Consider the following 12,987-nt stretch of genomic DNA (forward strand, 5'->3'; position numbering starts at 1 on the left):
TAATTTCCTCGCAATAATCAGCTGCACTTTCATATTGAATTAAAATCAATAGAAATGTGGAAAGAGCTTAAGTACTCATTTACTCAGTTGTACTGTCTTTTGTTTTTTATACTAATCAGTCAGTCTTTAATTGCTTCAGGAAGAATAAATAATTATTCTGAGGTAGGTAATCCTACAGTTGTTTCGATCGTCCGTCAAACCCCCACTGATGCCACTACAAATGCCGATGAGGTGACATTTAGGGTGACTTTCAGTGATGATGTAGCCAGAGTTTCTACTGATGATTTCGTGCTTAGCGGTACAGTTGCCGGAGAGGGAGTTATCTCATCTTTTACCAGAATTAGTGATGCAGTTTTTGATATTAAAGTAACGGGCATTACGAATTCGGAAGGAACGATAGGCTTAGATATTAAAGGTGTTGATGGAGCGGGTAGCAATAACATCATAAAACTATTTCCTGTTGCAGACGTCAATAACTCGGGCATCTATAACCAGGATTCTGGAGATGGCAGCCTGATAGGCCAGTCTTTCAAAGCCCTCAACACCGGTATATTACACAGTCTTACACTGTACAAGAATCCTCCATTTCATACCTATTCAGGGACCGCTACACTCAAAATCTTTGCAGGACAAACGGTGAGCGGTGCACCACTGGCAACAGAAGAGATCAATGTATCCAGTGGTTCTGGTCAAGAAACATACGTCTTTTCTACACCTGCTTCGTTAACCGCAGGAAGCACCTACACCTGGTCTTGGGAGAAAGGTACGGGTTCGGGAAGCGCTAATTACATGGGTACAACCCGCAATCCTTATGCGGATGGAAACGGTTATCATCCCGATCTTGGTGGTTTTCATACTGGTCTCGACTATTATTTTGTAGGAACAGCAGCAACTGACTTGAGTGTGCCTTTGGGGGCTACCGCGCCAGGTACAGATGAATCTTTTACGATTGTTAATCCTCCGGTGGCTAGCAATGTGGCGTTTACAGGTACACTAGAGGTAGGTCAACAATTGACTGGTACTTACAATTTTTCTGATCCCCAGTCCGATGCAGAGAGCGGATCTACTTTTAAATGGTATCGTGCAGATGATGCTTCAGGTACCAATAAGGCAGCTATTGCGGGAGCAACCAATACAACCTATACCCTTGTTACCGCTGACGCTGGTAAGTTCATTAGTTTTGAAGTCACCCCTTCGGACGGTACCAATACTGGTGATGCGGTTGAAAGTACTGCGCAACAGGTGAATAACCTTATTACAGTTCAGTCAATAACTAGGCAAACACCTACCGATGCTACCATTTATTCGAACACCACTCCGGTATTTCGGGTAACATTTAGTGAAAATGTAAAAAATGTAAGTAGTGACGACTTTTCCGTAAGCTCTACTGTTGGAGGTTCAGTTTCCAATGTTAGTCAAGTAGATCCCCGTACTTACGATGTAACAGTGAATAACCTTAACCAAGTAGATGGTGCGCTATCATTGAAGTTAAAGGGTATTGATGGTACTGCTGGTACGAACGACATTGTTGGTATAACCTATAGTAACGGAGCAGTTGCACATCAGCAAACCACAGAGAATGATTACTTGAATCAGGACTTGATTGGTCAATCATTTACGGCTGCGAGCAATAATTTCCTTACTGCCTTTACATTATTCGCGAAACCTGGTAACCATACTTTTTCAGGTACTGCAAGACTGAGAATTTACCAAGGCGATGCCTCTAATACAACCGTAAGAAATGATATCAATGCGATACTTTCTGAAGAGACAATAAATATTTCAAATAGCACTGACGCTTCAGGGCAGACTTTTACGGTTTCAAGTCCTTCTCAGTTAACTTCAGGCTCAGTATATAGTATCACACTAGATAATTTTATTGGTTCGGGAAATCGTGCATTCTATGCTCATACATCTGGAAACCTAGCAGGTGGTAGAGCATTTTTCACCAACTCGAATAATACTAGCCATGCGGCCTTCGATTTTATGATTGATATTTTTGAAGGCACCCAAACAGACGGTGCAGCCCTTTTCGATCAAGCTCCAGGAACGGAAGAAAGCTATAATGTTGAAGTAGACAATACGCCACCAACAGTCACTATTACTAGTAGTTCAAACCCGACCAGCGGAGCCTTTACTGCAACCTTCACTTTTAGCGAAGATGTTTCTGGTTTTGCTTCCGAAGATATTTCAGTATCGAATGCGGCCGTTAGCAACTTTAATGCAACCAGTGCCAAAATATACACAGCTACGATAACCCCAGCAGCCGATGGCGATGTGGATATCGATGTACTTGCCAATAAAGCAACTGATGCTGCAGGTAATAACAACACAGCAGCTACCCAGCTCAGTGTAATCAATGACGAAACTGCTCCAGCTGCTCCAATTGTTGCAAGTATTTCAACAGATGCTGGAAGTAGTGCCACAGATAATTTAACCAACGACCAAACTTTGGAAATCAGTGGAACGGCTGAGGCGAATGCTTCAGTAGAGGTGTTTATTGGTGGTAACAGCATAGGAAATACCTCGGCAGACGGTGCTGGTGATTGGACTTTCGATTATACGGGATCATCGCTTCCAGAGGCGAGCTATAGCATTACTGCCAAGGCTACTGATGCCGCTGGCAATGAGTCGGCTACTTCAACCGCATTAGATATTACAGTAGATATTACCGCTCCATCGATTTCTACAGGTACCATTGTAGGTAAAACTTATGGCCTGACAGAAAACGTGGATGTTACTTATTTATTTAGCGAAACAGTACTAGTAGATGAAACCAATGGCACGCCAAGCGTTACTATCGCCATGGGCGGCCAGAATAGAGCTGCAGCATATCATAGTGGTTCAGGTACAAAAACTTTGGTGTTCAGATACACAACAGTTGCCGGTGATATTGATGGCAATGGTGTTAGCGTTTCTGCAATAAATACTAACGGAGGAACAATTCAAGATGCAGCAGGAAATGATGCCAGCACTTCTATTAGTGTTTCTGGTGCTGCAGATGTAAGAGTTGATACTTCAGCACCATACATGTCAATTACCAGTTCTTCCAATACGGTAAGTGGAGCCTTTACAGCAACTTTTACTTTCAACGAAGATGTTTCAGGCTTTGATCTAAGCGATATCTCAGTAGCTAATGGTTCGGCAAGTAGTTTCAATACAACTAGTGCGAAAATTTATACGGTTACCATTACTCCATTGGCTGATGGAAATGTAACCGTAAATGTTGCTGCCGATAAGGCACAGGATGCGGGTGGTAATGGAAATACAGCTGCATCAGAACTAAGGGTAGTCAATGATGAAACGGCTCCGTCAGCGCCACTTGTTGCAAGCATTTCAACAGATGCAGGAAGCAGCAATACAGATGGCGTAACCAATGATCAAACCCTGGAAATCAGCGGTACGGCTGAGGCCAATGCTTCTGTAGAAGTATTTATTGGTGGAAGCAGTATTGGGAATACCACAGCCGATGGCTCAGGCAATTGGACTTATGATCATACAGGTTCAACCCTTATAGAGAATACACATAGTATCACTGCCAAAGCTACAGATGCTGCTGGCAATGAGTCAGCTGAGTCAACAGCCCTAAGTGTAACCATTGATATCACAGCTCCTAGTGCTCCAGTGGTAACTGGTATTAGCAACGATACAGGTGTAAGCGACTCAGATGGATTGACCAATGATGATGCCATTGAGATTCATGGCACTGCGGAAGCCAATACTACGGTTGAGGTATTTATTGACAACACCAGTGTGGGCACAACCAATGCCGATGCTAATGGCAATTGGACTTTAGATCAATCTAGGGATGCCTTGGCAGAAAACACTTACAGCATTACTGCCAAAGCAACAGATTTGGCGGGCAATGAGTCAGCAGCTTCTTCTGCCTTTAGCTTGCAGATAGACCTTACAGGCCCGGTTTCGGCTCCAAGTGTAGGGGCTGTCGGTACCGATAGAGGGCCTTCGAACTCAGATTTTATCACCAATGACCAAACCTTAATTATAGGAGGAAATGCAACGGCAAACAGCAGGGTAGAGGTGTTTATTGATGGAACGAGTATTGGAATTACCACAACCAATGCTCAAGGAACCTGGTTGTTCGACCATGAAGGAACAAGCTTGTCAGCGGGTACTTATTCAATTACCGCAAAGGAGTTAGATAATGCGGGGAATTATTCTCCTGTTTCAGCAGCTAAAACCTTAGTAATTGAACTCACTCAGCCAACCGTAACTATTACAAGCAATGCCAATGACCCTCAAAGAGGTTCATTTACGGCTACCTTCACTTTCTCAGAAGATGTGTCAGGCTTCGATGTAAATGATATTTCTGTAACCAATGGAACAGCGGGTAGCTTTAGCGCCACGAGCGCAAGTGTTTATACTGCGAAAATCACTCCATCAGCCGATGGTCAGGTAACTGTTGGTGTTGCAGCCAACAAGACAACGGATATTGCTGGTAATAACAATACTGCGGCTACATCTATCAATGTGACCAATGATGAAACGGCTCCAAGTCTGGTAAGTGCTACAAAGGACAGTGACACTCAGATCACTTTAACCTTTAGTGAGGTGGTAGCGCCAGGAGCTAATGGTCATACCAGCATTACGGTTTATGGTGGAAATGGCAAGTTTGAAAATGCTGTTTCAGCTTCAGACGGAACTGTAGGAGATAATAAGATAGTATTGACATTCAATTCACTCAGCGCTTTATTGGGCGATTTTGAAGTGCTTCACTCAGGTGGAAGTACAATTACAGATTTGGCTGGAAATGTTTATCCATTGGATGGGACAGGCGCAATTATCGATTTAGATCAAACAGCTCCAACTTTGGTAAGTGCTACTAAGGACAGCGAAACTCAAATCACTCTAACCTTCAGCGAGCCAGTTAAAACGCTAGGTACTCACCCAACAGATTTCACCGTGACTGATGCCAATAGCATCAATTTCACAGTTCAAACCATAACTGATGGAACTGCTGAAGACAACAAACTGGTATTGACCGTTGCTGATTTGACCAATGCTCTGTTGAATCTGAACATCACTTATGCCAACAACAATAATTTGGTCACCGATTTTGGCGGGAATAGTTTAGCCTCAGATGCCACTGGAGTCAATATTTCCTTGAATGCTTTACCTACAGCAACAGGTGTAGATTTTACAGGAACCTTGACAGTAGGCGAAACCTTGACAGGATCTTATACTTATGGTGATGCTGATAATGATGCCGAAAGTGGTTCCACTTTCATATGGTACAGATCGGACGATTCCAATGGCACCAATAAAACAGCCATTACTGGAGCAACAGCTTTAACTTATGATCTAACCAGTGCCGATGTAGATAAGTACATCAGCTTTGAAGTAACACCAAATGATGGATTGAATGCAGGAACAGCTGTAGAAAGTAGCTTGCAAGGTGAGGTTAGTAAAATCAGCCAAAGCATCACTTTCAATACTTTGGAAGCCAAAACCTATGGCGATGCGAATTTTGACCTGACAGCTACGGCTTCTTCTAATCTGGCTGTTACTTATGTTAGTTCGAACACTAGTGTGGCGACTGTTAGCGGAAATACAGTCACCATTGTTGGTGCTGGTAAAACAACCATTACGGCTTCGCAAGCTGGAGATGCCAGCTATGCAGCCGCTACTGATGCAACCCAAGACCTGACGGTTAATAAGGCAATCATCACTGCCACGGCAGAAGATAAGTCTAAAACTTATGGCGAAGCGAACCCAGCATTCACCATTGTTTACACAGGTTTTGTGAATGGCGAGGATAAGTCAGTGATTGCTACCGAGCCAACTGCTTCAACAACAGCAGATGCGACAACAGGTGTAGGAAAATATGATATCGACCTTGCAGGTGGAACAGCTGATAACTACAGCTTCAACTTAACAAGCGGAACCCTGACTATCGGCAAGGCAACCTTAACTGCCACAGCTGATGACAAGTCTAAAACTTATGGCGAAGTCAATCCAGCCTTCACCATTGCATACACAGGTTTTGTAAATGGTGAGGATAAGTCAGTGATTACTACCGAACCAACCGTTTCAACAACAGCAGATGCGACAACCGGTGTAGGAACTTATGACATCGACCTTGCAGGTGGAACAGCTGATAACTACAGCTTCAACTTAACAAGCGGAACCCTGACTATCGGTAAGGCTACACTAACTGCCACGGCAGAAGACAAGTCTAAAACCTATGGCGAAGACAATCCAGCTTTCACCATTGCTTACACAGGCTTTGTGAATGGAGACGATAAGTCAGTGATTACTACCGAACCAAGCGCTTCAACAACCGCAGATGCTACAACAGGAGTAGGAACTTATGATATCGACCTTGCTGGTGGAACAGCTGTTAATTACAGCTTCAACTTAACGAGCGGAACCCTGACCATCAGCAAGGCAACTATCACAGCTACGGCAGAAGACAAGTCTAAAACTTATGGTGATGCTAATCCAGCCTTCACCATTGTTTACACAGATTTTGTAAATGGCGAGGATAAGTCAGTGATTACTACCGAACCAACGGCTTCAACAGTGGTAGATGCTACCACAGGAGTAGGTATTTACGATATTGACCTGACAGGAGGGGTTGCTGATAACTACAGCTTCATCCTGGCCAGTGGAACACTTACTATCAACAAAGCAGTACTAACAGTAACTGCTGATGATAAGTCGAAGACCTATGGAGAAGCCAATCCTGAATTCACAATTAGTTATACAGGTTTTGTGAACGGAGATAAGGAAAGTGATATCACAGTGCCAGTTGCCAGTACAACTGCAGATGAGACAAGTGATGCAGGTACTTATGATATCACGCTGTCTGGTGGATCGGCCAATAATTATTCACTAATAACGAATAACAGTACCCTGACTATTGAAAAAGCTACGCTAACCGCCACTGCGGAAGACAAACAAAGAGCAGTGGGGCAGGCCAATCCAGCGTTTACCATCAGTTATTCAGGCTTTGTAAATGGTGATGATAGGTCGGTGATCGATTCAGAGCCAACAGCTTCGACAACGGCAGATGAGACCACAGTGGCTGGAACAGCACCTATTACCTTGAGCGGGGGCAGCGACAATAACTACAGTTTCAACCTGGTAGCTGGAACATTGACCATTGTGGAGGCATCATTTGTTACCTCTGTTTCTGTTCCAAATGACGGTACTTACGCCATTGGCGATGAGATGAGCTTTACTGTAAACTTTGCTCTGCCTGTTACCATTACAGGTGCACCTAGTTTGCCATTGACCATTGGTTCCAGTTCTAGGGCTGCGAGCCTGAAAGGCTCTGTAATCGCTGCTACAACAGCTACCTTCAGCTATACTGTGGAAGAAGGTGACCTAGATTCTGATGGTTTGGTATTGGTAAGCTCAATCGAACTGAGAGGAGGAAGTATTCGAGATGAATTTGGCACTGATGCCATACTTGCCCTAAATAATGTGGCTAGTACAGCGGGTGTTTTGGTAGATGGAGTAGCACCAGCAGTAACGCTGACCACCGCTGTAGGGACATTGACGAATACCAAATTTGAAGTGAATATTAGCTTTGATGAAGTGGTAACAGGTTTTGCTTTAAGTGATATTCAAGTAACAAATGGTACAGCCAGTAATTTGGTAGAAGTTGTTGTAGGCAAACAATGGAAAGTAGAAATTACTCCAGGAAAAGACGGTACAGTGACGGTGGGTCTTCCAGCCAATAAAGTCACTGATACCCCTGGGAATTCCAACAAAGCGGGCAATACAATTAGTAGCACCTTTGATGGTACTGCGCCAAGGATAACTTCAATCACAAGAAAAACCTCTAATCTAATCTTAAAAGCCAGTGTAGGCTTTAGAGCAATCTTCTCAGAAGATGTAACAGGCGTAGATTTGACAGACTTTGAAGTGATTTTGACAGGCACAGCAACAGGTACCCTGAATTCTGTGACCCAAGTAGATGCCAAAACCTATGACATAACCGTAATCGGCATATCAGGCCAAGGCAGCATAGGCCTAAACCTAAAAGACGATGGCAGTATTTTAGATGCAGCCAATAACCCATTGTCAGGCTCACTAACAGGCGAAGTATATGTGACCAATCTGTCACCAACCGACATAACGATAAGCTCATCCAACATTGCAGAGAACAATCAGGTGGGAGCGGTGATAGGAAGTTTCACTACAATAGATTCTGATCAATCTACTGGACACACTTATAGTTTGGTAACGGGAACAGGAAGTACAGACAATGCGCAGTTTGTTATTGAGGGCACAAGTCTTAAAGCAGCCTCTGTTTTTGATTTCGAAACTAAGACGAGTTACAGCATTCGGGTGAAAACCGATGACGGTAGAGGAGGAGTTTTCGAGAAAGCGATTACCATAACAGTCACTAATGTGGCAGAACCTGAACTTCGAGTTACCTCAAATATCGATATTCCTGTAACGGCTTTAGGACTAACAAGCAACTTCGATATTACAATCCACAATGAAGGAGAAGCAGCATTGATTGTCAACAGTGTCTTATTCCCCGAAGGATTCATTGGAGCAGTTACAGGAATCATAGTAAACCCAGGAGAAAGCAGAACCATCGCCTTCGGTTTTAAACCAACGGAAGTGAAAGTTTATTCGGGAACTATTGAGTTCATTACTAATGCTGGTAACGTTTCTGTGGATGTATCTGGTGAAGGCGCTATAATCACAGGAGTAGATGACGGAGAGATTAATCCAGAAGCCATCAGTATATTCCCTAACCCCGCAAGCAGAATACTAAATATTGATTTATCTGATTTGGGAGGTGAAAAGCTGGATATAGATATAGCAGACGCTTCAGGGTCTCCATTGTTCAGCAGAAAATCCTTTGCAGAGAAGATCCTTCAATTAGATGTTTCGGGCTACGCCAGCGGTATTTATATTATTCAAATTACTGATGGAAAATCTGTGGTAAGGAAAAAAGTAATGATCAAAAAATAAGACAACTATGAAAATCAATAGAACCAAAACCATAAGTGCTTTAGTACTACTTGTAATGATCATTATAGGTTGTAGCTCAGATGACCCAAACGGACCAACAAACAAAGAGCTCGCTTTTGAAAAACTTGCAGGGAATTGGACATTCGGTATATCTGGAAAAATCATGTTAGATGATCAAGATGTGAGTCTGAATTACCCCGGTTTTACGCTGTCGTTTACCGATGGAAGCTATACCACCACCAATGGAGGTGACCTTTTTCGTGCCACGGGTACTTGGACATGGGCTAATGAAGCAGCAGGTAGTATTAATTTAGACACAGGAGAGGAGGTTACAATTCTAGAACTGAGCCTGACAAACTTTAAGTTCAGTTTTACCCATACAGGCGGAGGAGTAGCAGCCGGAACTTCAGGAAATTACACCGTGAGTTTAGAGAAATAAGAGAAAATTCAATTTAGTAACACTTACTATTTTGTGTTGAGGGGGATTTGAAAACTTTTGTTTTCAAATTTTATAAGGAGCCTATGGAGATAGGCTCTTTGTAATTAAAATATCTCAAGAAAAACCTTTCTACTTTAATGCTTCAACCCCATATTTGTAGCATGAATTACATAAAACAAGCGGTAGCATGGTTGCTGGTGACGAGTTCACTAATCAGCGCGTTTATTGCCCCACTTGTTTATCTGGATTTTGAGCTGCGCAGAGATTACATAGCCGAAGTGCTGTGTATCAACAGAGACAAGCCAATTACGGTTTGTGGAGGTGAGTGTTTTCTAAACAAACAACTGAGAATGTTAGAAGGAGATACTCAAGATCAAAAAGCTCCAGTTCGAGAGGAAATAAGAATTACCTTCTTTTTCCAAGAATTCAAACGAACCACATTCTTCGACAAGGATTACTCTTTATTGAATGAATGGGGCGCTACTCTCAATCAGGATAAGCTCTTAGTGGGCTTCACCTCCGATATTTTTCATCCTCCCATATCTTAATTCATCTCCGTCATTTTTAGTATAGAATTCCATTTCTGATTCGATCAGAGGATGGACAGCTATGCACTAAACTTTACAATTAATTTTCAGCAATACAAAAGGAAGCTTTGTATACAAAGTACCTGTTTCATTTACTCCAGGCCAATTTTGGACTAGAGGATGGAGAAATATGCCCTTTTGGAATTGCTATTAACTGAATAAAAAATATAGAAATGAATAAGATTAAATATATACTTCTAGTGTCAATTTTTACCCTTACAATGTCTTGCGGAGAAGATGATACTCCGCAAGCCGAGCGTTTAGGTGAGTTCGTTGTCGAGTTTGATAATATTGTAGGAACTAAGCAAATGTCTCTTAAGACAGCAGGTTCAACAGACTATAATTTTGAAAACAATCAAGGCCAAACCTTCAACCTATCTACATTTCGGTACTACATCAGCAAAATCAAGTTATCGGGCCCGAACGGAGAGGTTTATGAAGATGAAATGAAAGTAGATGCTAATGCAGCAAATGTAAAAGGCTACTACTTGATTCAGGAAAGTGAACCAAGTTCTTCAGAAATTTCTTTGAAAAATGTTCCTTATGGAGAATATGATAAAATCACTTTTACAGTAGGGATTGAGGAAGATGGAGTTGTAGAAGGTGCAGCAGGTGGAGTACTTGACCCCGCAGAAGGCGCATGGTTCTGGAATTGGAATTCAGGCTACGTAGGCTTCGGGATTGAAGGCGCTTCTTCTGCCTCTGGTGATGCTAACAAAGGTTTTAGTATTCACATTGGTGGCTGGAAAGACATTGCCCCTGCAGCAGGAGAGACTCAAAGATTCTTTAACAATGTTAAAACGATTACACTCAATTTAGGGGTGAATGCCAAAGTTTCTGCGACTCAAAAACCACAAGCGCATATTGTTACCGATGCGTTGAAAGTACTAGGCGATATCAATTTTCAAGATACATACGGAGTTCACTCGCCTTTGGCTGGTAAACCTTTTGCAGAGAATATAACTACAGCTTTTGCAGTAGATCATGTGCATTAATAAGGTTAAAATGATTATAGCACACCCTGTTCTATGGGTGTGCTTATTTTGCTTAACGGCCTGCTCAAGTGAGGGTGATACTCCCAGAGACTTGACTTATGAGTTTAAAAAACCAGCAAATTTTCCGGAGCCAACATATACTTTCGATAATAATACAATAACCAAAGAGGGCTTTTTGTTAGGAAGAAAGCTGTTTTTTGATCCTAAACTATCAAGAGACGGTAGTGTTTCTTGCAATAATTGTCATCAACAGTCGAAGGCGTTTGCTGATTCGGAGCAACACCCAGTAAGTGTTGGGATTGACGATTTGTTAGGGATTAGGAATGCTCCATCACTGACTAATTTGGCTTTTTTTAAAGAGTTTTTTTGGGATGGAGGCGTAACGCACTTAGACTTTGTGCCCATTAATGCCATTGAGTCTGAAGTAGAAATGGATGAAGACTTGGCGAATTTGGTACGGAAACTCAAAAATGACTCGGAATATCCTGAGTTGTTTCTTCAAGCCTTCGGAACCGAAGAAGTTACTTCACCCTATATACTCCATGCCCTATCTCAATTTACCCTGATGATGGTGTCTTCAAATTCAGCCTATGATAAGTATGTGAGAAATGAAGGTCAAATACTATCTGAAACGGAAATGGCAGGGTTGCAGCTCTTTAAACAAAAGTGTAGCAGTTGTCACTCGGGTGAATTATTCACTGATTTCACTTATAGAAACAACGGATTGGACAGTGAGTTTGATGATACCGGACGCGCTAGAATTACAGAGGGTATACAGGATGAGGGTAAATTTCGAGTGCCGAGTTTAAGGAATGTTGAATTGACTTCTCCTTATATGCATGATGGTAGGTTTAAGACCCTAGAAGCTGTTCTTGATCATTATAGTGAGGGGGTAGTGATTTCTCCCACTTTGGATGAAGAATTGAAAGGAAATACCTCATTGGGTATTTCCATGAATGAAGATGAGAAAAGCAAAATCATTGCTTTTCTAAGAACACTAACCGACCGAGAGTTTATCTCGGATTCAAAATTTCATAATAAATAAAATGAGAAGAATTTTAATAATAATGCTGTTGGGTGTCTCTACAAGAGTACTCATGGCCTGCGATATATGTGGTTGTAGTTTAGGAGGTTTATCCTATGGTATTCTGAATCAACATTATCAGGACTTCCTTGGCTTACGGTATGGCCATGCGAAGTTTAATGCTTTTATAGATCATAATAGTCAATATTTGGAGCCTGAATTTTCAGAAGATACTTACCAACGTATGGAAATATTGGGGAGAATAGGTTTGACAGAAAGGCTCAGCTTGAATCTACAATTACCCTATTTGTCAAATGATATGGACGGGAGCCATCAGAAGGTAAAGTCTTCTGGCTTAGGAGACCCTACTATGATGTTATATTTCAGTCCTAAATTGAAAATGCCGAAGGAAGAGAGTCTTTGGAGCAATGTGATCCAAATTGGACTAGGTTTAAAATTACCCTTTGGAGAGCATCAGAAGGAAGATAATGGTGTAATTATCAATCGGAATTTTCAGATGGGTTCTGGAAGCCTCGATTATATTTTCAGCACTAATTATACGCTGAACTACTCAACTTGGGCGGTTAATTTAGAGTCATCTTATAAGCTGAATGGAAAGAACAGTGATGATTATAAAATCGGAAACCAATTCAATTATAGTGTCTACTTGCTAAAATACCTGACTATTAAAGATAAGCTAGTATTGCCTTTTGCAGGTGTTTATCACGAAAGTGCAGCAAGACATAAAGAAGGTAACTATGAAGAATTTAATACAGGTGGTAGGGCTCTCTTTGCAACAATAGGAACGCAGGTTACTTTGAATAGAATTACCCTAAACTTTCAGTATCAATCTCCTTTGAATCAGAACTATAATTCGGAGTCCATTGCGCAGATTCAATCTAACGACAGATTTAGTGTTGGGCTCTTATTTAGCTTTCTTCCTAAAGTGAAGCTTGGATAGGGGACGATTAAATTAGAAAAAAGTTT

At 41.9% G+C, this 12,987-nt stretch carries 6 protein-coding genes; all 6 read left to right on the forward strand.

All coding sequences use genetic code 11. The features are described 5' to 3' along the window. Positions 1-54 precede the first annotated feature (54 nt). Positions 55-8,955: an MBG domain-containing protein gene (locus tag OB69_RS15525; protein WP_053224666.1), complete on the forward strand. Its 8,901-nt coding sequence runs from the start codon at positions 55-57 to the stop codon at positions 8,953-8,955. A gap of 7 nt (positions 8,956-8,962) precedes the next feature. Then, a complete protein-coding gene (locus tag OB69_RS15530) occupies positions 8,963-9,394 on the forward strand; it encodes a hypothetical protein (RefSeq protein ID WP_053224667.1) in 432 nt (143 codons plus the stop codon). Between the two features lie 161 nt (positions 9,395-9,555). Continuing rightward, positions 9,556-9,942: a hypothetical protein gene (locus OB69_RS15535; RefSeq protein ID WP_053224668.1), complete on the forward strand. Its 387-nt coding sequence runs from the start codon at positions 9,556-9,558 to the stop codon at positions 9,940-9,942. Positions 9,943-10,154: 212 nt separating this feature from the next. Further along, a complete protein-coding gene (locus OB69_RS15540) occupies positions 10,155-10,976 on the forward strand; it encodes an MbnP family protein (protein ID WP_053224669.1) in 822 nt (273 codons plus the stop codon). Positions 10,977-10,986: 10 nt separating this feature from the next. After that, positions 10,987-12,021: a cytochrome-c peroxidase gene (locus OB69_RS15545; RefSeq protein ID WP_245620836.1), complete on the forward strand. Its 1,035-nt coding sequence runs from the start codon at positions 10,987-10,989 to the stop codon at positions 12,019-12,021. Between the two features lies 1 nt (position 12,022). Further along, a complete protein-coding gene (locus OB69_RS15550; protein ID WP_053224671.1) occupies positions 12,023-12,961 on the forward strand; it encodes a transporter family protein in 939 nt (312 codons plus the stop codon). Positions 12,962-12,987 lie beyond the last annotated feature (26 nt).

Origin of the sequence: Roseivirga seohaensis subsp. aquiponti (assembly GCF_001267955.1) — a bacterium.
Taxonomy (GTDB): Bacteria; Bacteroidota; Bacteroidia; order Cytophagales; family Cyclobacteriaceae; genus Roseivirga; species Roseivirga seohaensis.